The following is a 25,047-nucleotide window of genomic DNA, read 5'->3' as shown; positions in this document are numbered from 1 at the left end:
AGCCCTCCCGTGTCTCCCGGAACGAATCATGTACCGGGAGCCGTCCCGAGTCACCCCAGCCCTCGGATCCAGTATCGAACGCTCCGGGAGAACTCACAGGTCGTTTCCATGCGAAGGTAGGAGAATGCGCCTCATTCACCCCGAGACCTCGGCCGAGGTCGACCTCGTCCGCGCCTATGCCTACCCGGCCGGTCCCTGCCTGCGGGTCAACATGGTCGCCAGCGCCGACGGCGGCACCTGGCTGCAGGGGCTGTCGGGCGGGCTGTCCGGCAGGGGCGACCGCCAGGTCTTCTGGACGTTGCGCGGGCTGGCCGACGTCGTCCTGGCCGGTGCGGCGACCGTGCGGGCCGAAGGGTACGGCCCGGCACGGCCCAGGCCGTCGTGGCAGGGGCTGCGCGAGGGCCGCCCGGCCGCCCCGCCGGTGGCGGTGATCACTCGCGGGCTCGACCTCGACCTGTCGGGCCCCCTGTTCACCGAGGCGGAACCGTACGCCCGGACCATCGTCATCACCTGCGAGGCCGCCCCCAAGGAGCGCCGCGAGGAGGCCGCCGGGCGCGCCGAGGTGATCGTGGCCGGGGGCGAGCGGGTGGATCCGGTGCTGGCGCTGGAGGCGCTCCGCGAGCGCGGCCTGAGCCGGGTGCTCTGCGAGGGCGGCCCGAAGACCAACGCCCAGCTGGCCGCCGCGGACCTGGTCGACGAGCTCTGTCTCACGGTGAGCCCGCTGCTGATCGGCGGGGACGCCGCCCGTGCCCTCGACGGCCCTCCCTCCCTCACCCACCTGCGCCTGGCCCACGTGCTGGAGGACGAGGGGTTTCTCTTCACCCGGTATGTCCGGCGAGACGAGAAGGCCGGAGCCCTCTAGCGCCGGAGGTCCCGGCGTTCCATGATTCGTGTGGACATACCGCTAGAGAAACGATATATCTCGACCATGGAACGATCATCCTCCTCCGGTGACGAATTGCGCGCCTCACTCGAGGCCCGCCGGGACCTCGGACCGGAATACGAAGACTCCCTCGTCGAGGGTTTCCTGGAGAAGATGGACCGGGAGATCGACAAGCGGGTGGACGACCGGCTCGCCGCCCGCAAGGAGAGCCCCGCGGTCCGTCCCTCCGTGGACGCCGGGCAGCGGCTGGCATTGGCGATCGTCTCCCTGGCGACCGGGATACCCGCGACGATCGGGCTGGCCTTCTCCGGCCTGGGCGACTCGATCCTCGCGTTCATCCTGGTGCTCGTGTGGGTCGGCATCATCAGCGTGAACATGTCTTTCGCCCTCGCACGGCGGCGCCAGGGCTGACCGTCCGCCTCCCGCTTCCACTTCCATGTCAAGCAAGCGTACGCTTGGGCAAGTTTCCGGTACGGCTGACGCGGGAGTGACGAGTGGACGAGTACCGCAATCTGATCGGCGGCCGCCTGGTGGCCGCGGCCGACGGCCGCACGCTGGACTCCGTCAACCCCGCCACCGGCGAGGTCTGGGCCCGCGTCCCGGCGAGCGGCAGGGCCGACGCGGAGGCCGCCGTCGCGGCGGCGCGCGCGGCCTTCCCCTCCTGGTCCGCCATGCCCGCACTCGGCCGGGCGCACTTCCTGCGCGGGGTGTCGGAGGTCTTCGCCCGGCACGCCGAGGAACTGGCCAGGATCGAGACCACGGACAACGGGCGCATCCTGCGGGACACCCTGAAGAAGGACCTGCCCGGCATGACCCACCTGTGGCAGATCGCCGCCGGGCAGGTGCTCGACGCGGTCAAGGGCGAGACGGTGATCCTCGGCCCGGACAGCCTGGGTCTCACCCGGCGCGAGCCGTACGGGGTGGCGCTCTGCGTCATCCCGTGGAACTCCCCCGTCTCGACGTTCTCCGCCAAGGCGGCCTACGCGCTGGCCGCGGGGAACACCGTGATCGTCAAGCCCGCCGAGCAGGCCTGCGCCTCGGTGCTGCGCCTGGGCGAGCTGCTGGCCGAGGTGCTCCCGCCCGGCGTGCTCAACATCGTCAGCGGCCTCGGCGAGGACGTCGGCGACCCGCTGGTCAGGCACCGCGGGGTCAACAAGATCAGCCTCACCGGCTCCACCCAGACCGGGCAGGCGATCACCCGGGCCTCGGCCGACCACCTCAAGCCGCTGACCTTCGAGCTGGGCGGCAAGTCACCGAACATCGTGTTCTCCGACGCCGACCTGGACGCCGCCGCCCAGGGGGTGACCGTCAACTCGGTCTACACCGGCAACGCCGGACAGGTCTGCGTGGCCGGGTCCCGCATCCTGATCCACCGGCCGGTCTGGGACGAGATGATCGGGCGGATCACCGCGATCGCCTCGCACGTCCGGCTGGGCGACCCGCTCGACATGGCCACCACGATGGGCCCGATCGTCTCGGCCGGGCAGTACGAGCGGGTCGCCTCCTACCTGGAGATCGCCGAGAAGGAGGGCGCCGAGCTGGTGTTCGGCGGCCAGACGGGGGCCGACGTGGTCCCGTCCATGCCCGGTGGCTACTGGGTGGCCCCCACCCTCTTCACCACCTCCGACAACGCGCTGCGCGTCTGCCAGGAAGAGATCTTCGGCCCGGTGGCCGTGGCCATCCCCTTCGACACCGAAGAGGAGGCTCTGACGATCTCCAACGACTCCCCCTACGGACTCGCCGCCGGCGTGTGGACCCGCGACCTCGGCCGCGCCCACAGGTTCGTCCGCGACCTGCAGAGCGGCACCGTCTGGGTCAACACCTTCCGCCAGATGCCCCCGGGACTGCCCTTCGGCGGCGTCAAGGACTCCGGGTACGGGCACGACGCCGTACTGGAGTACACCAGGGAGAAGGCCGCGATCATCCACATCTGACGGGCGAGCCCCGCCCTTTACCAGAAACCGAATATGGTTCTAGAGTCTGGGGCATGGGAATCGCGATCACCGAGGAGCACCTGGCGCTGGCCGTCTCCGTGCACGGCTTCGCCGGACGGAACATCACGGCGCGCGGCATGGACCACGAGCCGTTCCGCGCCGCGCTGGCCGCGCAGGGCCTGCTCGGGCTTCATCTGCCCGAGACGTGCGGAGGGCAGGGCGGCGGCCTGCGGGAGCTGGTGGTCGCCCTGGAGGCGCTCGGCGAGCACTGCACGCCGGGCTCCCACCTGCCCACGGTCCTGGCCTCGGCCGTCATCGCCCGCGCCGCCCCCGCGCCGTCCCCCCACCACGACCTGCTGCGCGCACTGGCGGACGGCACGCTGACCGCCGCGATCGCCCTGCCCGGCGGTGCCCGTACGGCCACGGCGAGCGCGGCGGACGCGACCGGACCGGCCGCCGTGACCGTGCTCGGCTCCGCGGATGCCGGGGTGTTCGTGGTCCCGCTTCCCGACGGCCGGTGGGCCGCGCTCGACCCCGGCGACTGCTCGGCCAAGGCGGCCGACGGCATCGACCTGACGCGGCCGCTGGCGGCGGTGACGGTGATGGTGACGGCCGTACCCCAGGAGCGTGTGCTGGGCGGTGTGACCTCCCGCCTCGTCTCGGACCTGGCCGCCGTCCTGCTCGGGGCGGAGGCCTGCGGCGTGGCGGCGTGGGCGGTGTCCACCGCCGCCGAGTACGCCCGGGTACGGGAGCAGTTCGGACGCCCGATCGGCCAGTTCCAGGGGGTGAAGCACAGGTGCGCGGCCATGCTCGTCGCCCTCGAACAGGCCCGCGCCGCCGTCTGGGACGCCGCGCGTGCCCTCGACGGGGCCGCTCTGGGGGCCGGTGTCGATCCGGAGGGCGAGGTCGCGCTGGCGGCGGGGGTGGCCGGGGTGCTCGCCGCGGACGCCGCCGTGCGGTGCGCGGCGGACACGATCCAGGTGCTGGGCGGCATCGGTTACACCTTCGAGCACGACGCCCACCTCTACTACCGCCGCGCGCTCTGCCTGCGGGCGCTGAGCGGCGACGCCGGGGAGTGGGCCGAGCGGGTGGCCAGGATGGCGGTGGCCGGAGCGCGGCGGCCGATGGAACCGGACCTGCCCGAGGAGGCCGAGGAACTGCGGCACCGGATCAGGGCGGAGGCCGCGTCACTGGCCGCCGAGGAGCGGGAGGTCAGGCACGGTCGCATCGCCTCCGAGGGGTGGATCATGCCGTACCTGCCCAGGCCGTGGGGGCGCGGAGCCTCCCCGCTGGAGCAGGTGGTCATCCACCAGGAGTTCAGGGATGTCAAGCGCCCCAATCTCGGCATCGCCGCCTGGGCGGTCCCCTCCATCGTCCGCCACGGCACCCCTGAACAGCAGGAACGCTTCCTGCCCGGCACGTTCACCCGCGAGATCACCTGGTGCCAGCTCTTCAGCGAACCCGGTGCGGGCTCCGACCTCGCCTCGCTGTCCACCAGGGCCGTGCGGGTGGAGGGCGGCTGGTCGCTGAACGGCCAGAAGATCTGGACCTCCCTCGCGCAGTGGGCGCAGTGGGGGATCTGCCTGGCCAGAACCGACCCGGACGCCCCCAAGCACGAGGGCATCACCTACTTCCTGGTCGACATGTCCTCCCCCGGCGTCACCGTCCGCCCGCTGAAGGAGATCAACGGCGACGAGATCTTCAACGAGGTCTTCCTGGACGACGTCTTCGTCCCCGACGACCTGGTCGTCGGCCAGGTCCACGCGGGCTGGCGGGTCGCCCGCGACACCCTTTCCCACGAGCGCGTCGCCCTGGGTGACTCCTGGGGGCCCGGCTCCCGGCACACCGACATGGTCGCCCTGATCGACACCCTGGGCGGGCCCGGGGCACTCCGCCCCTCCGCCCTGGAGGAGGCGGGCCGCCTGTGGGCGTCGGGGCAGGCCATCTCCGCCCTGGGCCTGCGCGTGACGCTCTCCCAGCTGGCCGGGAGCGACTCCGGTACCGCCTCCAGCGTCCGCAAGCTGCTGGGGATGCGCCACTCCCAGGCCGTGTCGGAGTTCTGCTGGTCCATCGCGCCGGACTCGCCGTACTGGAACCGCATGATCCTCGCCACCCGCGCCTTCACCATCGGTGGCGGCACCACGGAGGTCCAGCTCAACATCATCGCCGAGCGCGCGCTCGGCCTCCCCCGTGACCCCTGAGTCCGGGGCCGCCGTTCACCGGAAGCCGAGGGCAGGTCCGCCCCGGAGCCGCCACGGCGGCGGGACCGGGCACTCGACGGGGCGGACCTTGTGACCACCTGCCTCATGCCCACCGGGCCCAGGCGCTGGCGCGCCACCCGGACGGCGGCATTCCGGCCGGCCCGCGGAACGTGGGCGACCGGGCAGGTGATCTCACCCCTCAACGGGAAGGTGAATCACCCTCCACTCTTTTAAAGACGCCAAAACGGTCATCAAAGGATGCTTCGCCCGTCAAGATTTTTCCGAACGGGACCGTCCCGGGCCTTGCCCCGCCACACACCACGGCGACCGCATAGGCTGATGTGATGGACAAGGTGGTAAAGAGCGACGCCGAATGGCGCGTCCAGCTCTCTCCCGAGGAGTTCCGCGTGCTTCGCCAGGCCGGGACCGAGCGGCCCTTCACCGGGGAGTACGTCGACACCAAGACCGTGGGCGTCTACAGCTGCCGGGCCTGCGGCACCGAGCTGTTCCGGTCCGACACCAAGTTCGACAGCCACTGCGGCTGGCCGAGCTTCTACGAGCCGTCGAAGTCCGACGCGGTGACGCTGATCGAGGACCGCTCGATGGGCATGGTCCGCGTCGAGGTCCGGTGTGCGACCTGCGACTCGCATCTCGGCCACGTGTTCCACGGCGAGGGCTACGGCACGCCCACCGACGACCGCTACTGCATCAACTCCGTCTCGCTGAGGCTGGAGCCCGCCGAATAGACCTGCGCGTCGCGATCCGGCCGGTCCGCGACGCGCGGGGACAGCCACATCGGTCCATCCCGGAGGTTAGCGAGGCGCGGGAAGGGGCAGAGCGACCTCACGCAGTGTATTCACCTATCTCCGTAGCGTGTCTGCCCAAGGAGCCCCCGTGCATCTCCGCCACAAGTGGGAGATCGTTGAGACCATCGGCCGGGTGATCACCCAGCGCTGTTCGATCTGCGGCAGGACCAGGGTCCGGGTGACCCGGCCCGAGCACCGTGCGGACTACCGCTTCGGCTTGGGGTAGGTGACGCGGCAGTCGGGGTCGTCAGGGCCCAGCACGTTGGCCAGAACCGGGTTGCCGTTCTCGCCGAACTCGGCCTGGACGAAGACCACGGGGCTGGGCATGCCGAGCTCTCCGACGAGATAGTCGACACCCGCCTCGCACAGCTTGATCGCCTGCTTCGAGTTGTCCGCCGATTCCGGCAGGTCTGTATATATCCGTAGATAGCCACCGACCATCCGGATATCCCTGACCCGCTTGGTCACCTTGCGGATCTCGAAGTAGGCCAACGCCTTCTTGTCGGTGTGCTTGGAAGGCCCCGACGCCTCGGCCTCACCGGCCTTCTGACGCTTCTTTTCCGCCTTGGAGGACTTCGCGTCCTCCTTGCCCTTCCCGTCCAGCTCGGCGGCCACCACCGCGCCCGCCACGGGGTCCCCCTGCGGCACCGCGACGGGCGGGCCGCTGGAGACCGGCGCCTGAGCCACCCCGCTCCCCGGAGCCGTCTCCCCGGAAGACCACACCCCGCTCACCGCGAACGCCACCACCAGCGCGGCGGCGCCCACAGAGATCTCAGGAAGCCACGAGCGGGACTTCTTTCTCCGGCGTCCCCGAGTACGCCGCCTGGACCGTGCCAGACCTTCACCCCTTTTCACCCTCGGCCTCACATAGACCGGTGATCTCCCACGAGTATGACAAAGGCAAGGGATGGCAAAGAGACCCTGCGCGGGATTATTTTCGGCGGGCCGTCACAGCGGCCACATCCCTCATCTCACGGAACAGGGGTCCCGCCGCCGGAGACCGGACTCCGCGGCGACGGGTCCTCGGAGGCTACGGCAGCGCGGCGATCAGCTCGCTGGGCGGCTTGCGGACACCGGTGTAGAAGGGGATCTCCACCCGGGTGTGCCGCCGCGCCTCCGCGCCGCGCAGGGTGCGCATCAGGTCGACGATGCGGTGCAGTTCGTCGGCCTCGAACGCCAGCATCCACTCGTAGTCGTTCAGCGAGAAACAGGCCACCGTGTTGGCGCGCACGTCCGGATAGTCGCGAGCCATCCTGCCGTGCTCGGCGAGCATCCGGCGGCGGTCCGCGTCGTCCAGCAGGTACCACTCCAGGGAGCGCACGAACGGATAGACGCTCACGTACGCGCGGGGCTCCTCCTCGGCCAGGAAGGCCGGGATGTGCGACTTGTTGAACTCGGCCGGACGGTGCAGCGCCATGGCCGACCAGACCGGCTCGGACAGCCGCCCCAGGCCGGTACGGCGGAAGCGGGAGTAGGTCTCCTGCAGGTCCTCAGAGGTCGGAGCGTGCCACCAGAACATGAAGTCGGCGTCGGCGCGGAAACCCGCCACGTCGTACAGGCCGCGGGTGACCACGTCCTTGCGTTCCATCTGGGCCAGGAGCTCCTCGACCTCGTCGGCCATGCCCTCACGGTGCCCCGGGCAGCGCTCGCTCAGTTTGAAGACCGACCACATCGTGTAGCGGATCACCTGGTTCAGGTCTCGTGCCTTGGGCCGCGGGTTCCCGTCCGTCGTCCTCACCCCTTCGTCAGCGAATCGGTTCTGTCCTGCCATTCTCCCGTGGGGTCCAGGTGGTCGATAATCCGGGCTGCCGCAGTGCGGGCCGTGGAGACGCAGGCGGGGATGCCAAGGCCGTCGTAGGCTGCGCCGCACAGCGCCAGCCCCGGCGAAACGGCGGCGGCCGCCCGGATGCGCGCCACCCGGTCGAGGTGACCCACCTCGTACTGTGGCAGGCCACCGCCCCAGCGGGTCACCCGCGAGTCGCGAGGCAGCGCGCGCACGCCCATGACCTCGACCATCTCGGCCATCGCCAGCGCGACCAGCTCCGCGTCGTCGCGCTGAAGCACCGCCTCCTCGCCGAGCCTGCCGATCGAGCAGCGCAGCAGGACCAGGTTGGGGTCCGTCTCCGCCAGGTGCGGCCACTTGACCGAGCTGAACGTGGCGGCCTTGATCGGACGCCCGTCGACGGCCGGAACCAGGTAGCCGCTGCCGGACGGCGGCCGGGGAAACGCCTCCCGCGGATAGGCGAGGGTGACGACGGCCATGCTGGCGTACTCGATCCTGGCCAGCTCCGCGGCCGCCCGGGGCACCTCCTCCGCGAGCAGCCGGCTCGCCGCCGGGGCGGGAACGGCGATGATCACCGCGTCGGCCTCGATCGTCTCCGGCTCCCTGGCGGGTCCGGCCACCAGCTTCCAGCCGCCCTCGGTCCGCCGCAGCTCCCTGACCATGACGCCGGTCCTGATCTCGGCCCCGGAGGCGGCGGCGACGGCCTCGGGAAGGCTGCCCATCCCCCGGCTCAGAGTGGTGAAGACCGGCCCCGCGTCCTTCGGGGCGTCCGCGGCGATCTCCCCGGCGGCGGCGAGCAGCGACCGCTCGGTCCTGGCCGCGATGGCGACCCTCGGCATGGTCGCGTCCAGCGAGAGCCGCTCGGTCCTGCCCGCGTAGACACCGCCGAGCAGCGGCTCGACGAGCCGGTCGACCACCTCGTCGCCCATCCTGGCCCGGATGTAGGCCGCCACCGACACGTCGGTGCTGACCCGCGTCGCCGGAAGGATCCGGTCCAGCGCCGCCCTGGCCAGCCCTCCGGGGGAGAGGATGCCCGACCTCGCCAGCGCGAGCAGGTCGGACGGCACGCCCATGACCTGCCCCTTGGGCATGGGCCGCAGCGCGCCCCGGGTCAGGATGGCCGCCTGGGTGGTGCCGGGAAGCCGCAACTCCTCGCCCAGCCCGACCATCCTGGCCAGTTCCTTGCCCTCGGGCCGCCGGGCGAGCATCGCCTCGGCCCCCACGTCCACCGCGACGCCCGCCACCTCGGTGGCGTGCAGCTTGCCCCCGACCCGCGAGGCGCCTTCGAGGACGGTCACCCGCAGGTTCTCGCCGCCCTGACGCAGGTGCCACGCGGCGGCCAGGCCGGCGATCCCACCGCCGACGACCACCACATGTCTCCGGTTGCCTTCCATGACTCCTGACCGTACCGGTCCGCCTCCCCGGTCCCGTCGCCCACCTCGACGCCCCGCCCTCCCCGTGACCCGACGGCGCGCAGAACGTGACGCCATCGTGACTGCCGCTCACCGAACTCCGCCACCGCACCCGCCGTCATGAGATTCATGAGCAGATTCCGGTACGGTCCGCGCCTGGCGGTCCTCTTGACGGGCCTGACGCTTTTGGTGTCCGCCTGCGGCGGGAGTTCCCTCCAGTCCACGTCCTACGAGGGAGCGGCACCCGCGGCCGACACGCAGGCGGGCGGCCAGGACCGCGTGGCGGTTCCCCAGGGCGCGAGCAAGGCCGAGGGCGGCTCCCCGCAGACCGGCCAGGTGAGGATCGTCCCGCAGGACCGGGCGATCGTCTACACGGCGGAGATGACGGTCCGGGCGAAGGAGGTCACCGCGGCGGCCGACCGGGCCCGGCAGATCGTCACCTCCGTGGGCGGCTACCTGGCCATGGAGAACTCCGACGCCCGCTCCGACGGCGAGGGCTCCGCGACGCTGGTCTTCAAGATCCCGCCGGGGAACTACCCGGGCACGCTCGACCGCCTGGGCAAGGAGCTGGGCACCCGCGAGTCGCTCCGGCAGAACACCGAGGACGTCACCGAGCAGGTGGCCGACGTGGAGAGCCGTTTGAAGTCGGCCAAGGCCGCGCTCGACTCCCTGCGCACGCTGCTGAAGCGGGCCAACACCATCGGTGAGGTGCTCAAGGTGGAGCGTGAGGTCTCCAACCGCGAGAGCGAGCTGGAGTCCCTGCAGGCCAGGCAGAAGACCCTGGCCTCGCAGACCAGCGCGGCGACGCTGACGCTGAACCTGGTCGGCCCGGCGGCCGTGGTGCAGAAGAAGGAGGACGACGAGCCCGCCGGCTTCCTCGGCGGTCTGCGGACGGGCTGGCAGGCTTTCGTCGTCGCCGTCAAGCACGGCCTGACGCTTCTGGGCGTGCTGCTCCCCTGGCTGATCGTGATCGTCCCGGCCTGGCTGCTGACCGCCTTCCTGCTCCGCCTCAGGCGGAACGGGGAGCGGCCGCTCGCCGTGGGCTCCGAGGACCCGGAGCCCGACCCCGACGAGGAGCCTCTCCCCGCGAGTGATCCGCGGGGAGACGACGAACCCGAGGGAGCGGACAGGCGACCCTAGTCCCGGGCGAGTGGCGAGGGTGCACCGGCGCCGGGGGCGGTCAGCGGGCGGAGGCCTCGTGGACGAAGTCGGTGAGGCGGGCCAGCTGGTCGGGGTCGGTGCCCGGCAGCACGCCGTGCCCCAGGTTGAACACGTGTCCCTCGGCCTTGGCCGCGCGGGTGAGGATGTCGCCCGCGCGGCGCTCCACGACCTCCCACGGGGCGAGCAGGATCGCCGGGTCCAGATTGCCCTGCAGCGCCTTGCCCGGGCCGACCCTCCGGGCGGCCTCGTCGAGCGGTACCCGCCAGTCGACGCCCACCACGTCGGCCCCCGCCTCGCCGAGCAGGCCGAGCAGCTCTCCGGTGCCGACGCCGAAGTGGATACGCGGCACGTCCAGACCGGCCAGGCCGTCGAAGATCCTGCTGGTGTAGGGGAGGACGAACTCCCGGTAGTCGTCGGGCGACACCGCGCCGACCCAGGAGTCGAAGAGCTGGACGGCGGAGGCTCCCGCGGCGAGCTGCACGCGCAGGAACCCCAGGGTGATCTCGGTCAGCCGATCCATGAGGGCGTGCCAGAGGCCCGGCTCGCCGTACATCATGGCCTTGGTGTGGTCGTGGTTCTTGGAAGGACCGCCCTCGATGAGGTAGGAGGCCAGGGTGAAGGGAGCACCCGCGAAACCGATGAGCGGGGTCGCGCCCAGCTCCTTGGTCAGCGCCTGGACGGCCTCGGTGATGTAGGAGACGTCGCCCGGCTCGATCGGGCGCAGCGCCTCGGCCGCCTTGGCGTCCCTGATCGGCTCGGCCACCACCGGGCCGATGCCGGGCTTGATGTCGAGGTCGACGCCGATCGCCTTGAGCGGGACGACGATGTCACTGAAGAGGATGGCCGCGTCCACGCCGTAGCGGCGGACCGGCTGCATCGTGATCTCCACGACCAGGTCGGGGGTGGCGCAGGCCGTGAGCATCGGCACCCCCTCGCGGAGCGCCCGGTACTCGGGCAGCGAGCGGCCTGCCTGGCGCATGAACCACACCGGTGTGTGGGATACGGGCCGGCGGCGGCAGGCGCGCAGGAAAGCGGAGTCGGCGGGCTCGGAAGTCACCCCACCAGGGTGCCATGCCCGGTGACCGGTCGGCTCACCACGGTCGCTGACCGGCGAAATCAGCCCGAAATCACCAGTTATTCAATGAGATTGCACCTCACACCACCCTGGCACCGTCAAGTGATGACAACGATAATGTCTTACCGGTTTCGAGAGCTTCGTCCACTGAAATCCGATGTTGTCGCCAGCCGGATGGCGCCGCACGGCACGAAGCGATCATGTTTCCGGGTACAGTTCCTCCCATCGGTGATCCTGGATCGGCCCCCGGCTGGTCCAAATGTTCGCCAAGTCACCGCGCGGCATCGATTCCTGCACCACTTTGGGGACACGCCGAGCACGCTGCGCGGAAATGTCGGCGCGACGTGCCAACGTCGGACCACGACCCGACGAAAGGCCCGTGCGATGTCCACCATGTGGAGTTCACCCGAACGTCGCGGTGAGCACCGTGCCTCCTGCGCCCGCGTGCGGGTTCCCGAACGACAATCCCGCCCCGCCGATCACCGCCGGCCCGAACACCCGGAACGGGCCGGCGCCGAACGCGGTCACGCGTTCCTCCCCCAAGTCTCCCACGGCGAGGTCATCCCCGCCCTGCACAGGCCGCCGGCAGCGTCTTGATCGGTTCCAATGGCTCCTACACATACCCCAGTGGTCCCCATGCGATCAGTTTCGACCTACGCTTCCGATATGACCGTCGGTGACGCGCCGCCCGCTCCCGCCGCCTTCAGGCGTGCGGTGGCGAGCATGCGCCCCGCGGAGGTCAGACCCGAGATCGAGCTGGAGGACATTCCGGCGCCGCAGCGCCTGGCCCCCTACTCGGCCGCGATCGGCGCGTCGGTGTACCGCGACGACGACGAGCTCGCGATCGGCCGCCTCATCGTGCTCTTCGACCCGGACGGCCAGCGCGGCTGGGACGGCCAGTTCCGGCTCGTCGCCTACGTGCGGGCCGACATGGAGCCGGAGATCACCGAAGACCCGCTGCTCGGCCCCGTCGCGTGGAGCTGGCTCACCGAGTCGCTCGACGCGCACGGCGCCGGCTACGCCGCCGCCGGAGGCACCGTCACCAGAGCGGTCTCCGAGGGCTTCGGCAACAAGGCCGAAGACCCGGTGACCACCGAGCTGGAACTGCGTGCGTCCTGGTCACCGCTGCAGGAAGACCTCTCCGGCCATGTCGCCGCCTGGTGCGATCTGATGTGCCTTGCCGCGGGCATACCACCCCTGCCACCCGATGTGGCGGCGCTGCCGCCGCGCCGTCGCGAGGATCCGGAGCCCTTCAGAACGTGACCGATGAGACGACCGTAATTCCACTGCTGGAGCCTCGTGAGGGAATCCCACCCGTCATCGAGGACTCCGCCTCCCTCGCGCGCGTGGTGCGCGCCTTCGCCGAGGGCACCGGCCCCGTCGCCGTCGACGCCGAACGCGCCTCGGGCTACCGCTACAGCGGCCGCGCCTACCTGGTACAGCTGCGCCGCGTCGGCGCGGGCAGCGCCCTGATCGACCCCATCCGCTGCCCCGACCTGTCCGAGCTCGACGCGGCACTGGACGGCGCGGAGGTGGTGCTCCACGCCGCCTCCCAGGACCTGCCGTGTCTCGCGGAGGTGGGCTTCCACCCGCGGGAACTGTTCGACACCGAGCTGGCCGGCCGGCTGCTCGGCTACGAGCGGGTCGGTCTCGGGCTGATGGTGGAGAACGTCCTGGGTTTCAGGCTGGAGAAGGGGCACTCGGCCGCCGACTGGTCGACCCGCCCGCTCCCTGAGGACTGGCTGCGCTACGCCGCGCTCGACGTCGAGGTCCTGATCGAGCTCCGCGACGTCCTGCACGAGGAGCTGAGGTCCAGCGGCAAGCTGGCGTGGGCGCAGGAGGAGTTCGCCTCCGTGCTCGCGCACAAGGCGCCCGCCCCGCGTTCCGACCCGTGGCGGCGCACCTCCGGAATCCACAAGGTCCGCTCGCTGCGCGGGCTGGCGGTGGTACGGGAACTGTGGACGCTCCGCGACGGGCTCGCCCGCGAGTCCGACGTCGCCCCCGGCCGTGTGCTGCCCGACTCGGCGATCGTCACCGCCGCCCTGGAGTTGCCCCGCACCACCAAGGCGCTCACCGAGATCCCTCCCTTCACCGGCCGCAGTGCCCGGCGGCACCTGCGCGACTGGCTGGCCGCGATCGGCACCGCCCGCTCGCTGCCCGACTCGGAGCTGCCGCAGCCCAGCACCCCCGGCGACGGGCCCCCGCCGGCCAACCGGTGGATGGACCGCGATCCGGTGGCCGCCCGGCGGTTGGCCGCGGCCAGGACCGTGGTCGCCGCGCTCGCCGACGAGCACCACATGCCCGCGGAGAACCTGATCCAGCCCGACGCCGTACGCCGCCTGACCTGGGAACCGCCGGCCGTCATCGACGACGGGACCGTCGCCGCCCGGCTGCGCGAGCTGGGCGCCCGCGAGTGGCAGATCGGGTTGACCGCCCATCCGATCGCCAAGGCCCTGCTCCGCCTGGAGCTCAAGGGCCAGGTCTGACGAACCGGCCGATGCCCTTTACAAAGTAGATCATTGGAGCGACGTCAGTCCCTGTGCGGGAACAGGTCCCGCACAGGGAGACGGAAGGCTCAGCAGGTCGCGAGCATGCTCTGCAGGGCGCTCTTCTCCGAGCTCTGCAGCGTCAGCTTCCAGTAGTACTTCACCTGGATCCACGCTCTGGCGTAGGTGCACCTGAACGAGCTCAGCGGCGGCTGCCATGTCGACGGGTCCTGGTCACCCTTGGCCTGGTTGACGTTGTCGGTCACCGCCCACAGCTCGGGCCCGCCGAGGTCGTTGGCGTAGGACTGCCGCTGCGCGCTGGTCCAGGCGTAGGCGCCGGAGCGCCAGGCCTCGGCGAGCGGCACCATGTGGTCGATGTCGACGTCGCCGGCGGCGGTCCAGGTCGCACCGTCGAACGGGGAGTACCAGCTGCCGGAGGTCGGTGCGCAGCTGGAGTTGACGACCACTCCGACGCCGTCCCTCTTGAGCACCGTCTCCCGGGTGTTGCAGGTGCCACTGATCGTTATCCAGTGGTTGAACAACGACCGGTCATAGGAGGACTGGTTGGTTTCCGCGGCGACGGTGAGCGTCGCGAGCCTGCTGGCGGCGGTGGCCGCCGAGGGAATGTTCGGCGGGGTCGCCGAAGCCGTTCCGGCTGTCAGGGAAAAAGTGATGAGAATTGCCGTTAGGGCAGCGAAAGCCGCGGTGACGACTCGTTTCACGAGTGGCCCCTTCTGTCGCTCCACCTCGGCCAGCCGGGGGGTCTGGGCGCCGCGAGAGGAGGACAGAGGGAACGTCTCAAGTCATGACAAATACGCAAATGTCATGGTTTGACGACGAGTCAGGATGCGCTTGGTCGGATACTGCGTCAATCCATGGTCAGGTGCACTTGATCTGCAATGACATAAATTATGGCGATTTGGACACCTGGCCTTTTCGCGCGAACACCCGGCGAAGTTCCGGTGACCGGTGGATTTCCTTTTGGGGCAGGACCCGGGCCGCCGGCTTCCCCGGATGCACACCTCGCCTCCCCTCCGCCCCTGACGGGCGCTTGCAGCGGGTGCGGCGACTGTCGTACCGTGGCACGGAAAGCGCTTTCCATAGGAGGTCGGAGAAGATGTCCCCGCAAAGCATCGGCATCGTGATGAACGGTGTCACCGGTCGCATGGGCTACCGCCAGCACCTGGTCCGATCGGTCCTGGCGATCAACGAGCAGGGCGGTGTGACACTGTCGGACGGCGGCCAGGTCCTGCTCAGGCCGGTTCTGGTCGGCCGGTCCGCCGAGAAGCTCCAGAGACTCTCGGCGGAGCACGGCATCGCCGACTGGACCACGGACCTCGACTCCGCCCTCGCCGACGACGACAATCTGATCTACTTCGACTCTCAGGTCACCCAGGCCCGGGTGAAGTCGGTGCTCAAGGCGATCGAGGCGGGCAAGCACGTCTACGCGGAGAAACCGACGGCCGAGACGTCCCAGGACGCGCTGGCACTGGCCGAGGCCGCGACCGCCAGGGGCGTGAAGAACGGCGTCGTGCAGGACAAGCTCTTCCTGCCGGGCCTGCTCAAGCTCAGGCGCCTGATCGACGGCGGCTTCTTCGGCCGCGTCCTTTCGGTCCGCGGCGAGTTCGGCTACTGGGTGTTCGAGGGCGACTGGCAGGCCGCCCAGCGCCCATCGTGGAACTACCGCGTCGAGGACGGCGGCGGCATCGTCCTCGACATGTTCCCGCACTGGGCGTATGTGCTGGAGAACCTGTTCGGCCGGATCACCTCCGTCTACGCCCAGGCCGTCACCCACATCCCCGAGCGGGTGGACGAGCGGGGCGAGACCTACCGGGCCACCGCCGACGACGCCGCCTACGGGGTGTTCGAGCTGGAGGGCGGGGTCATCGCGCAGATCAACTCCTCCTGGAACGTCAGGGTGAACCGCGACGAGCTGGTGGAGTTCCAGGTGGACGGCACGCACGGCAGTGCCGTCGCGGGCCTGCGCGACTGCCGCGTCCAGCACCGTGCCGCCACTCCCAAACCGGTCTGGAACCCCGACCTGCCCGCGGGCGCCCGCTTCAGGGACGGCTGGCAGGAGGTGCCCGACAACGAGGAGTTCGACAACGGGTTCAAGGTCCAGTGGGAGCGGTTCGTCCGCCACGTGGTCGAGGACGCGCCGTTCCCCTACGACTTCGCCTCCGGCGCGCGCGGTGTCCGCATCGCCGAGCTGGGCCTGCGCTCCTCCGCGGAGGGCCGCCGCCTGCCGGTGGAGCCGTGATGAGGATCGCGCTCCCGGGCGGGGAGCACGTCCTGCGCGACCCGGTCACCTGGGTCAGGCCCGGGGGCCCCGCCCGGAGCCGCACCGTCTACGCCGCCGCCCACGTGGTCGCCGACCCGCTCGGCGACAACACCCCGGGCTCCCGGGCCGCCGTCGACTGGGACGCCACCCTGCGCTTCCGCCACCACCTGTGGTCCCACGGGCTGCGGGTCGCCGACGCCATGGACACCGCGCAGCGCAACATGGGCCTTGACTGGGCGGCCACCCGCGAGCTGATCCGGCGCAGCGCCACCGAGGCGAAGGCCTTCGGCGACCCGGCGGAGCTGGTGGCCTGTGGCGCGGGCACCGACCAGGCGCCGGACGCCCGGACCCTGCGGGAGGTCGTGGCGGCCTACGCCGAGCAGATCGAGACCGTGCGGGACGCGGGCGCCGGGGTCGTCGTGATGGCGAGCCGGCAACTGGCCGCGATCGCGCGGGGCCCGGAGGACTACCACCGGGTCTACGGCGAGCTGCTCTCCCAGGCCGATCGCCCGGTGATCCTGCACTGGCTGGGCGAGATGTTCGACCCGCTGCTGGCGGGCTACTGGGGCTCGCGGGACGTCGCCGAGGCCACCGCGTCGTTCCTGTCGCTGATCCACGACCACGCGGCGAGGGTGGACGGGGTCAAGGTCTCGCTGCTGGACGCCGAGCACGAGATCGGGCTGCGTGAGGCGCTGCCCGAAGGCGTCAGGCTCTACACCGGCGACGACTTCAACTACCCCTCGCTGATCAGGTCGGGCAGCCACGCGCTGCTGGGCATCTTCGACGCGATCGCCCCCGCCGCCGCCTCGGCCCTGCAGGCGCTCGACGCGGGCGACCTCGGACGGTACGACGAGATCATGGGCCCCACGGTCCCGCTCTCCCGGAAGATCTTCGAGGCCCCGACGTACAACTACAAGACCGGCATCGTCTTCCTGGCCTGGCTCAACGGCCACCAGGACGCCTTCAGCATGGTCAACGGCGCCCAGGCGGCCCGCTCCCTGCCCCACCTGGCCGAGGTGTTCCGCCTGGCCGACAGGGCCGGTCTGCTGGCCGACCCCGAGCTGGCGGTCTTCCGGATGCGCTCCCTGCTGGCGGTGAACGGCCGGTGAGGGCGGTGAGGGCACGGGCGAAGAGCCGTTTCTCGCTGAACCAGTGGACCACGAGGCGCTGGTCGGTGGCCGAGGCCGTCGACGGGTGCGTGCGGCACGGTGCCGAGGCCATCGGCCTGTGGCGTCAGGACGTCGCCGCGCAGGGCCTGAAGGAGACCGTCGGACTCGTCGCGGACGCCGGGCTGCGGGTCTCGTCGCTCTGCCGGGGCGGCTTCCTCACCTCCGGCGATCCGCAGGCCCTGGACGACAACCGCAGGGCGATCGACGAGGCCGCCGAGCTGGACGCCGCCTGCCTGGTCATGGTGGTCGGCGGCCTGCCGGGCGTGGTGCCCGGCAGGCCACTGGGCGCGATCTCCCGCGACCTGCCCGCCGCGCGGGAGCGGGTCGCCGAGGCGCTGGCCGTGCTGGCCCCGTACGCCGGCGAGCGCGGGGTGAGACTGGCCCTCGAACCGCTGCACCCGATGTACTGCGCCGACCGGGCCGTGCTGTCCACACTGGGCCAGGCCCTCGACCTGGCCGAGCCGCACCCTCCCGAGCAGGTGGGCGTCGTCGTCGACACCTTCCACGTGTGGTGGGATCCGAACGTCCTGGAGCAGATCGCCAGGGCCTCGGGGCGGATCGCGAGCTACCAGGTGTGCGACTTCCTGTCTCCGCTCCCCGCCGACGTGCTGCTCGGCCGGGGAGTGATGGGCGATGGCGTGATCGACTTCGCACCGCTGACCGAGGCGGTGGCCGCGGCGGGCTACTCGGGGGACATCGAGGTGGAGATCTTCAACGCCGACGTGTGGGCCGCCGACCCCGACGAGATCCTGGCCAGGGTGCGGTCCTCGTTCGCCGAGCTCATCGGAGAGTGACACGCGGGCCCGCGGAACGGGTTCCGAGACGACAGGAGCGTTCCAATCGAAGGAAACCGCGTTCGCGGGGCCCGGATTACCGCTTCACGGTGAAGTGACCTGGCGGCTGCTCGTACGGTAGGGGTATGACGACCGCAGAAAGCGAAGCCAGCCCCGCCATACAGCGGCCGCCGGAACATGTCCTTGCCGTACTGGAAGCGATCAGGGAGTGGGAGGCCGCCAACCCCGACTCGGCCCCCTCCGGCCAGGGAGAGGCGATCCTCTGGGCCCTGGGCCGGCGTGAGCAGGCGCCGATCAGCGGCCGCCCGGCATCGGGGTCCCCGCCCACCCTCGCCGAGGCCCGTGCGGAGATCGACGCCGCCGAGCGGGTTCCGCGCGAGGGCCGGGTCGTCCCCGCCGACGGGGTCATCAGCACCCTGAACTGGCTGATCGGCGTCAAGGACGGGTTGCCGATCCCCGGCCGCCGATCCTCGGAAGGCTGGGGACACCTGGTCGGCGGCCGCGGCGTGATCCTGCGCACCGAGGCCGAGATAGGCCGGATCGCCGAGCTGGCCCATGCCGGCCGGCCGAACGCGGCGGGCGAGTGGGAGAAGGAATGGTGCTCCGGGACCATCGCCGTGTGCGAGTGGGTGCTCGGCACCCGCAGGAAGTCCCCGGTCCGTAACACGCCGCGCCCCATCCACGGGCCGACCGGACTCAACCTCGGCATGGAGGAGAGCGCGGCCGAGGACGTGTCGCGACAGCTCGGCCGGGGCCGCCAGCACTCCCCCGGCTACGGAGACGGAGTCATCCGGACGATCCGCTGGCTGCGCGGTCAGATCATCGTCCCGCCGGTCAACGAGCAGGGAAGACCGATCTCCGGCGTCCGCTGACCGCCTGTCCCGATCCTCCCCCCGGCTCCCCCTTCCGAGCTTCCCCTACGACGCGGCGGGCCCGGACCCCGCGGGGGCCGGGCCCGCCGCCATGACGTCGTGGCGTAGGCGGGCAGGCCGAGGCGACCTCACCCCAGGGCGCGGGTGCTCTCGCGGAGGATCACCTCGCCGGTCACCACCTGGGCCCCGGTCCCCTCGTCCGGGGCGAGGGCCATCTCCAGCGCGCGGGCACCCATCTCCGCGAGTGGCAGCCGCACCGTGGACAGCGAGGGAACCAGGTCGCGCAGGGTGGAGATGTCGTCGAAACCCGCCACCGAGACGTCCTCGGGGACGCGGATGCCCCGGTCCCTGAAGGCGGCCAGGGCACCCACCGCCATCACGTCGGTGACGGCGAAGACACAGGTGACCCCGGAGACCTGGGTGGCCGCCGCGTAGCCGCCCTCCCTGTCGAAGGAGCTGTGCAGGACAAGCGGTGCGGGCAGGCCGAGCTCTTCGAGCGCGCCGGCGAACCCGGCCACCCGGTCCATGGGGGCGATCAGCCGGTCGGGCCCGGCGAGGACGGCGAAGCTCCGGTGCCCCAGCCCGGCGAGGGCGCGGGCCAGCGCGGCGGCGCCCAGGCGGTTGTCCGGCACCACCGTGTCGACCCCGAGCAGGTCCTGGCCCACGCAGGCCACCCGGCCGCCGGTCTCCCGGTAGCGGTCGAGCTCCTCGCGGAGCCGCCGGGTCAGCTGCTCGTCGGCGACCCGGGAGCCGACCAGCAGCACCGCGCGGACCCGCTGCGCGTTCAGCGTCGAGACATAGGCGATCTCCCGCTGGGGGTCGCGGTGCGTGGTGCCGATCATGACCATCAGCCCCTGGTTCTCCGCGACCCGCATGGCCCCGTCGGCGATCGCGGCGAAGTAGGGGTCGGTGAGATCGTGAACGACCAGGCCGATCACGTTGCTGGCCCCCCTGGCGAGGGTCTGCGCGGCCACGTTGGTGCGGTATCCCAGCTGGGCGGCGGCCAGCTCCACCTTGACCCGCAGGGATGCGCCCACCTGTCTGGTGCTGCCGTTGAGCACCCGTGACGCCGTGGCGAGCGAGACGCCCGCGTGCCGGGCGACATCCTCAAGCGTGACCACCGACAACCTCCCGGAAAGCGTTTTCCAAAGTCTGTCAGAGTTGTCGCCGTCCCGCATCCAGGCCATGCCGCACCGGACCGCGCACCTTGGGGAACAACTTACCCACCTCGCACGGGACCGGCCGCACCAAGCGTTGTTACCCGCGAGTAGCATAGGGGGGAAGCCATCCAGCAACGAGGAGCGAACCCCGTGCCTTCGTCTCGTGACGTCGTATTCGTCGACGGTGTGCGCACACCCTTCGGCAGGTCGGGCCCCAAGGGCCTGTACGCCGAGACACGCGCCGACGACCTGGTGATCCGCGTCATCCGCGAGCTGATCCGGCGTAACCCGAATCTGCCTCCCGAGCGCGTCGACGAGGTGGCCATCGCGGCCACCACGCAGATCGGCGACCAGGGCCTGACCCTCGGCCGCTCCGCCGCGATACTGGCCGGGCTGCCCAAGAGCGTGCCCGGCTACTCGATCGACCGCATGTGCGCCGGCGCGATGACCGCGGTGACCTCGGTCGCCGGAGGCATCGCCTTCGGTGCCTACGACGTCGCCATCGCCGGCGGCGTCGAGCACATGGGCCGCCACCCCATGGGCGAGGGCGTCGATCCCAACCCTCGTTTCCTGGCCGAGCAACTCGTGGACGGCTCCGCCCTCGTCATGGGCATGACCGCCGAGAACCTGCACGACCGCTACCCCTCCATCACCAAGGAGCGCGCGGACGCCTTCGCCCTCGCCTCCCAGGAGAAGGTCGCCAAGGCCTACGCCGACGGCCGGATCCAGCCGGACCTGGTCCCGATGGCGACCAGATCCGCCGAGAAGGGCTGGGGGCTGGCAGGCGCCGACGAAGCTCCCCGCCCCGGCACCACGCTGGAGGGGCTGGCCGCGCTGAAGACCCCGTTCCGCCCGCACGGCCGGGTCACCGCGGGCAACGCCTCCGGTATCAACGACGGCGCCACCGGCTGTGTGGTGGCCGCCGCCGACGTCGCCGAGGAGCTCGGCCTCGCCCCGAAGATGCGCCTGGTCTCCTATGCCTTCGCCGGCGTGGACCCGGAGGTCATGGGGGTCGGGCCGATCCCGTCCACGGAAAGGGCGCTGCGCCTGGCCGGGCTCTCCATCTCCGACATGGGACTGTTCGAGATCAACGAGGCCTTCGCCGTGCAGGTGCTGGCGTTCCTCGAGCACTTCGGCATCGCCGACGACGACGCCCGGGTGAACCCCTACGGCGGCGCCATCGCCTTCGGCCACCCGCTGGCCTCCTCCGGGGTGCGCCTGATGACACAGCTCGCCCGCGAGTTCGGTGAGCGCCCCGACGTCCGCTACGGCATGACCACGATGTGCGTCGGCCTGGGCATGGGTGGAACGGTCATCTGGGAGAACCTCAGCTGGGAAGGTAACAAGTGACGGACATCAAGGAACTCTTCGCCGACGAGATCGTCACCCGGGCGACGGTTCACGACGTGCAGCTGCCCCAGGGTGCGGGCACCATGGCCCTGATCACGCTGGACAACGGCTTCGACCACACCAAGCCGTCGACGTTCGGCCCCGGGGGGCTGGCCTCGCTGGGCGAGGCCCTGGACGCGATCGCCGGGCGCGGCGACCTGGCGGCCGTGGGTGTCGTCGGCAAACCGTTCGTCTTCGCCGTCGGCGCCGACCTCAAGGGCGCCGCGCTGGTCTCGGAACGGGACCAGGCGCTACAGATCGGCAGGCTGGGCCACGAGGTGTTCCGCCGCCTCGGCGAGCTGGACGTGCCGTCGTTCGCGTTCGTCAACGGCGCGGCCATGGGCGGCGGTCTGGAGATCGCACTGCACTGCACCTACCGGACCATCTCCGCCGGTGTGCCCGCCGTGGCGCTGCCGGAGTGCTTCCTCGGCCTGGTCCCCGGCTGGGGCGGCACCCAGCTGCTGCCCCGCCTGATCGGGCCGGCCGCGGCCGTCAAGCTCATCATCGACAACCCGCTCTCGCAGAACCGCATGATCAAGGGCAGGGAGGCGTTCGGGCTGGGCGTCGCCGACGCGATGTTCGAACCCGCCGACTTCCTTGAGGAGTCGCTGCGCTGGGCCTCGGCGGTGCTGCGCGGCGACGTCACCGTCTCCCGCGCCGACCACACCGCCGAGGACTGGTCCAAGACCGTCTCCGACGCCCGCTTCCTGCTCGACATGAAGCTGCACGGCGCCTCCCCCGCCCCGTACCGGGCGCTGGAGCTCCTCGAGCTGGCCCGCACCGCCACCCGCGACGAGGGCTTCGCCGCCGAGGACCAGGCACTGGCCGACCTCCTCATGGGCGACGAGCTCCGCGCCGGCCTGTACGCCTTCGACCTGGTGCAGCGCCGGGCCAAAAAGCCCGCCGGGGCCCCGGAGGCGGCCCTGGCCCGTAAGGTCACCAAGGTCGGCGTCGTCGGCGCGGGCCTGATGGCCTCGCAGATGGCACTGCTGTTCGCCCGCCGTCTGGAGGTCCCGGTCGTGCTGACCGACCTGGACCAGGCCCGGCTGGACAAGGGCGTGGGCTACGTGCACACCGAGATCGACAAGCTGCTGGCCAAGGGCCGCGTCTCCGGCGACCAGGCCAACCGGCTCAGGGCCCTGGTGACCGGCTCGCTGACCAAGGACGCGTTCGCCGACGCCGACTTCGTCATCGAGGCCGTGTTCGAGGACATGAAGGTCAAGCAGAAGGTGTTCGCCGAGGTGGAGGCGGTCGTCTCCGCCGAGTGCGTGCTGGCCACGAACACCTCCTCGCTCTCGCTGACCGAGATGGCCTCGGGGCTCCGGCACCCCGAGCGCGTCGTGGGCTTCCACTTCTTCAACCCGGTCGCGGTGATGCCGCTGCTGGAGATCGTCCGAGGGGAGCGGACGGACGACGCGACGCTCGCCACGGCCTTCGCCGTCGGCCGGTCGCTGAAGAAGTCGTCGGTGCTGGTCAAGGACGCGCCCGCGTTCGTGGTCAACCGCCTGCTGACCCGCTTCATGGGCGAGGTCATCGGCGCCGTCGACGAGGGCACCCCGCTGGAGCTCGCCGACCACGCGCTGGACGGGCTCGGCCTGCCGATGACCCCGTTCGCGCTGCTGCAGCTCGTCGGCCCGGCCGTGGCCCTGCACGTCGCCGAGACGATGCACGAGGCGTTCCCGTCCCGCTACGGGGTGTCGGAGAACCTCGCCCGGCTGGTCGCGGCGGGCAAGCCGGGTGTCTACGCGCCGGACTTCTCCCTGGACCCCGAGGCTGTGGCCCTCTTCGCCGGGGGCACCTCACCGTCCACGGCCGAACAGGTCCGGCTGCGGGCGCTGCGGGCCCTGGCCGAGGAGATCCGTCTCATGCTCGACGAGGGTGTGGTCTCCGCTCCCCAGGACATCGACCTGTGCATGATCCTCGGTGCGGGGTGGCCGTTCCACCTGGGCGGCATCACCCCCTACCTCGACCGCGAGGGGATCTCCGAGGTGCGCTTCCTGCCGCCGGGCGTGGCCTCGGTGCCCGCCTGACGCACCCCTTTCCCGGTGTGGCTCCCCGTCTCGCGACCGTCGCGGGACGGGGGACCGCGTTACCGGGTGGCTGCCCGCCGCCGCTCCGACAGCCTGCTGTGCCGGTAGCCGTAGCCGGCGTAGATCAGGAGTCCGAGCAACATCCACGCCCCGAACCTGATCCAGGTCTCCACCGGCAGGTTGAGCATCAGGTAGAGGCAGGCGAGCACCGACAGGAGGGGCACCAGCGGCACCAGCGGGGTGCGGAAGGAGCGGGGCAGGTCGGGACGGGTGCGGCGGAGGACGACCACCGCGATCGAGACCACCGCGAACGCGAAGAGCGTGCCGATGTTGACCAGTTCGGCGATCGTGGACAGCGGCACCAGCCCGGCCAGGGCCGCGACGACGACCCCCATGATGATGGTGATGACGTACGGCGTGCGGTATTTCGGGTGAACCTTGGCCAGCCCGCTTGGCAGCAGTTCGTCGCGGCACATGGCGAACATCACCCGTGACATGCCCAGCATGAGGATCATCACGACGGCCGTCAGGCCGACCAGCGCGCCGACGCTGATCAGCGCCGCGGCCCAGGTCTGGCCGACGGCCTTGAACGCGTCGGCCAGCGGCGCCGCCTCGCTGAGCTGACGGTAGGGCTGCATGCCGACCACGACCAGCGAGACCGCGACGTAGAGCACGGTGCAGACACCGAGTGAGGACAGGATGCCGATGGGCAGGTCCCGCTGCGGGTCGCGGGTCTCCTCGGCGGCGGTGGCGACCACGTCGAAGCCGATGTAGGCGAAGAACACGATCGCCGCGGCGCTGAAGATGCCCAGCACCCCGTACGCGACCGGGGTGATCCCGAACAGTACCTGGATCAGCGGCGCGGCCAGCCCCTCCACCGCGGGGGTCGCCTTGGACGGCGGGACGAACGGCGAGTAGTTGGCGCCCCTGACGAAGAACAGTCCCGCCACCACGACCAGCAGGATCACTGCGAGCTTGATCGTGACGATGATCAGATTGAACCGGGACGACAGTTTGATCCCGAGGACCAGGATCCCGGTGAGCAGCAGCACGACCAGCGCGGCGGGCAGGTTGAACACCGCCCCCTCCCCTGCGATCACGCCGGGCAGCGGGACCCCCAGGGCCGCCAGCAGTGAGGTCAGGTACCCCGACCAGCCGACCGCGACGACCGCGGCGCCGAGCATCATCTCCAGCGTCAGGTCCCAGCCGATGATCCAGGCGGGCAGTTCGCCCAGGGTGGCGAAGGCGAAGGTGTAGGCGGACCCGGCCACCGGGACCGTGGAGGCGAACTCGGCGTAGCAGAGCGCCGCCAGCGCGCAGACGATCCCGGCGGCCACGAAGGACAGCGCCACCGCGGGCCCCGCCGTCTCCCTGGCGACCCGGCCGGTGAGCACGAAGATGCCAGTGCCCACGATGACGCCGATACCGAAGACCGTGAGGTCCAGCGCGCTGAGATCCTTGCGCAACCGGTATTCCGGTGCCTCGGTGTCCGAGATCGACTGCTCCACCGACTTGACGCGAAGAACACCCACGACCCCTCCTGATGCGCCGGTGGTCACCCTTGCCGACGCATCAGGTCATGCCCAGCGGATCACCGCCTGAACGGCGGAG

The 25,047-nt window shown here is 71.0% G+C and carries 23 protein-coding genes; 15 read left to right on the top strand and 8 right to left on the bottom strand.

The features are described 5' to 3' along the window. Positions 1-124 precede the first annotated feature (124 nt). From AB0K21_RS23835 to AB0K21_RS23810, 6 genes are all read left to right on the top strand, one after another. Positions 125-862, top strand: coding sequence for a pyrimidine reductase family protein (locus AB0K21_RS23835; protein WP_343967489.1), 738 nt, complete (start codon positions 125-127; stop codon positions 860-862). Between the two features lie 66 nt (positions 863-928). After that, a complete protein-coding gene (locus AB0K21_RS23830; protein ID WP_343967492.1) occupies positions 929-1,294 on the top strand; it encodes a hypothetical protein in 366 nt (121 codons plus the stop codon). Between the two features lie 83 nt (positions 1,295-1,377). After that, positions 1,378-2,817 (top strand): aldehyde dehydrogenase family protein, encoded by a 1,440-nt coding sequence (locus AB0K21_RS23825; protein WP_364153229.1) that lies wholly within the window; start codon positions 1,378-1,380, stop codon positions 2,815-2,817. Between the two features lie 53 nt (positions 2,818-2,870). Then, positions 2,871-5,018 (top strand): acyl-CoA dehydrogenase, encoded by a 2,148-nt coding sequence (locus AB0K21_RS23820; protein ID WP_364153226.1) that lies wholly within the window; start codon positions 2,871-2,873, stop codon positions 5,016-5,018. A 344-nt stretch (positions 5,019-5,362) separates the two neighbouring features. Continuing rightward, entirely contained in the window at positions 5,363-5,764 is a 402-nt protein-coding gene (msrB, locus tag AB0K21_RS23815; protein WP_343967498.1) for a peptide-methionine (R)-S-oxide reductase MsrB, read from the top strand. A gap of 148 nt (positions 5,765-5,912) precedes the next feature. Beyond that, a complete protein-coding gene (locus AB0K21_RS23810) occupies positions 5,913-6,050 on the top strand; it encodes a hypothetical protein (protein ID WP_343967500.1) in 138 nt (45 codons plus the stop codon). Here AB0K21_RS23810 and AB0K21_RS23805 read toward each other — a convergent pair. The 3 genes from AB0K21_RS23805 to hemG all read right to left on the bottom strand — a co-directional run bounded on the left by AB0K21_RS23805 (position 6,029) and on the right by hemG (position 9,001). Continuing rightward, positions 6,029-6,589 (bottom strand): hypothetical protein, encoded by a 561-nt coding sequence (locus AB0K21_RS23805; protein WP_364153221.1) that lies wholly within the window; start codon positions 6,587-6,589, stop codon positions 6,029-6,031. The two genes, AB0K21_RS23810 and AB0K21_RS23805, sit on opposite strands and share 22 nt — an antisense overlap. Positions 6,590-6,854: 265 nt before the next feature. Then, on the bottom strand, positions 6,855-7,496 hold the full coding sequence (gene hemQ / locus AB0K21_RS23800) for a hydrogen peroxide-dependent heme synthase (protein WP_245651655.1): 642 nt from the start codon (positions 7,494-7,496) through the stop codon (positions 6,855-6,857). A gap of 62 nt (positions 7,497-7,558) precedes the next feature. Continuing rightward, complete coding sequence (gene hemG, locus AB0K21_RS23795) at positions 7,559-9,001, bottom strand: protoporphyrinogen oxidase (RefSeq protein ID WP_364153218.1); 1,443 nt, start codon at positions 8,999-9,001, stop codon at positions 7,559-7,561. Positions 9,002-9,148: 147 nt separating this feature from the next. Here hemG and AB0K21_RS23790 point away from each other — a divergent pair, with 147 nt between their 5' ends. Further along, positions 9,149-10,159, top strand: coding sequence for a DUF4349 domain-containing protein (locus tag AB0K21_RS23790; RefSeq protein WP_343967506.1), 1,011 nt, complete (start codon positions 9,149-9,151; stop codon positions 10,157-10,159). 40 nt (positions 10,160-10,199) lie between these two features. Here AB0K21_RS23790 and hemE read toward each other — a convergent pair whose 3' ends face one another. Next, on the bottom strand, positions 10,200-11,237 hold the full coding sequence (hemE, locus tag AB0K21_RS23785; protein ID WP_343967508.1) for a uroporphyrinogen decarboxylase: 1,038 nt from the start codon (positions 11,235-11,237) through the stop codon (positions 10,200-10,202). A gap of 420 nt (positions 11,238-11,657) precedes the next feature. Next, on the bottom strand, positions 11,658-11,783 hold the full coding sequence (locus AB0K21_RS23780; protein ID WP_343967510.1) for a hypothetical protein: 126 nt from the start codon (positions 11,781-11,783) through the stop codon (positions 11,658-11,660). 138 nt (positions 11,784-11,921) lie between these two features. Between AB0K21_RS23780 and AB0K21_RS23775 the strand changes: the two genes are divergently transcribed. Both AB0K21_RS23775 and AB0K21_RS23770 read left to right on the top strand, forming a co-directional pair. After that, the gene (locus AB0K21_RS23775) at positions 11,922-12,518 is read left to right on the top strand and encodes a DUF3000 domain-containing protein (RefSeq protein WP_343967512.1); all 597 of its coding nucleotides are present in this window, start codon (positions 11,922-11,924) and stop codon (positions 12,516-12,518) included. After that, positions 12,515-13,741 (top strand): ribonuclease D, encoded by a 1,227-nt coding sequence (locus tag AB0K21_RS23770; protein WP_364153212.1) that lies wholly within the window; start codon positions 12,515-12,517, stop codon positions 13,739-13,741. The genes AB0K21_RS23775 and AB0K21_RS23770 overlap by 4 nt, the downstream gene beginning before the upstream one ends. Before the next feature lie 89 nt (positions 13,742-13,830). Here the strand turns inward: AB0K21_RS23770 and AB0K21_RS23765 are convergent, their stop codons facing one another. After that, on the bottom strand, positions 13,831-14,463 hold the full coding sequence (locus AB0K21_RS23765) for an HNH endonuclease family protein (protein WP_343967516.1): 633 nt from the start codon (positions 14,461-14,463) through the stop codon (positions 13,831-13,833). Between the two features lie 395 nt (positions 14,464-14,858). Here AB0K21_RS23765 and AB0K21_RS23760 point away from each other — a divergent pair, with 395 nt between their 5' ends. The 4 genes from AB0K21_RS23760 (at position 14,859) to AB0K21_RS23745 (ending at position 18,857) form a co-directional block, all read left to right on the top strand. After that, the gene (locus AB0K21_RS23760) at positions 14,859-16,001 is read left to right on the top strand and encodes a Gfo/Idh/MocA family oxidoreductase (protein WP_343967518.1); all 1,143 of its coding nucleotides are present in this window, start codon (positions 14,859-14,861) and stop codon (positions 15,999-16,001) included. After that, positions 16,001-17,131 carry a dihydrodipicolinate synthase family protein gene (locus AB0K21_RS23755; RefSeq protein ID WP_364153209.1) on the top strand — a complete coding sequence of 377 codons (1,131 nt, stop codon included), beginning with the start codon at positions 16,001-16,003 and terminating at the stop codon, positions 17,129-17,131. Before AB0K21_RS23760 ends, AB0K21_RS23755 begins: the two co-directional genes overlap by 1 nt. A gap of 5 nt (positions 17,132-17,136) precedes the next feature. Further along, positions 17,137-17,985 (top strand): sugar phosphate isomerase/epimerase, encoded by an 849-nt coding sequence (locus tag AB0K21_RS23750; protein WP_364153206.1) that lies wholly within the window; start codon positions 17,137-17,139, stop codon positions 17,983-17,985. 125 nt (positions 17,986-18,110) lie between these two features. After that, on the top strand, positions 18,111-18,857 hold the full coding sequence (locus tag AB0K21_RS23745) for a hypothetical protein (RefSeq protein WP_364153203.1): 747 nt from the start codon (positions 18,111-18,113) through the stop codon (positions 18,855-18,857). 128 nt (positions 18,858-18,985) lie between these two features. Here AB0K21_RS23745 and AB0K21_RS23740 read toward each other — a convergent pair whose 3' ends face one another. After that, on the bottom strand, positions 18,986-19,978 hold the full coding sequence (locus AB0K21_RS23740; protein ID WP_343967526.1) for a LacI family DNA-binding transcriptional regulator: 993 nt from the start codon (positions 19,976-19,978) through the stop codon (positions 18,986-18,988). A 189-nt stretch (positions 19,979-20,167) separates the two neighbouring features. Between AB0K21_RS23740 and AB0K21_RS23735 the strand changes: the two genes are divergently transcribed. Together AB0K21_RS23735 and AB0K21_RS23730 are read left to right on the top strand one after the other, a co-directional pair. Then, on the top strand, positions 20,168-21,367 hold the full coding sequence (locus AB0K21_RS23735; protein ID WP_343967528.1) for a thiolase family protein: 1,200 nt from the start codon (positions 20,168-20,170) through the stop codon (positions 21,365-21,367). Beyond that, a complete protein-coding gene (locus tag AB0K21_RS23730; RefSeq protein ID WP_364153198.1) occupies positions 21,364-23,436 on the top strand; it encodes a 3-hydroxyacyl-CoA dehydrogenase NAD-binding domain-containing protein in 2,073 nt (690 codons plus the stop codon). Before AB0K21_RS23735 ends, AB0K21_RS23730 begins: the two co-directional genes overlap by 4 nt. Positions 23,437-23,495: 59 nt before the next feature. On the opposite strand, the gene AB0K21_RS23725 is transcribed toward AB0K21_RS23730, so the two are convergent. Beyond that, positions 23,496-24,968, bottom strand: coding sequence for an amino acid permease (locus AB0K21_RS23725; protein WP_364153196.1), 1,473 nt, complete (start codon positions 24,966-24,968; stop codon positions 23,496-23,498). Positions 24,969-25,047 lie beyond the last annotated feature (79 nt).

This window comes from Streptosporangium sp. NPDC049248, from assembly GCF_040678965.1.
In the GTDB taxonomy this organism is placed as follows: Bacteria; Actinomycetota; Actinomycetes; order Streptosporangiales; family Streptosporangiaceae; genus Streptosporangium; species Streptosporangium fukuiense.
Note: the sequence above shows the minus strand (reverse complement) of the source record. Positions and strands in the feature narration are given on the sequence as shown.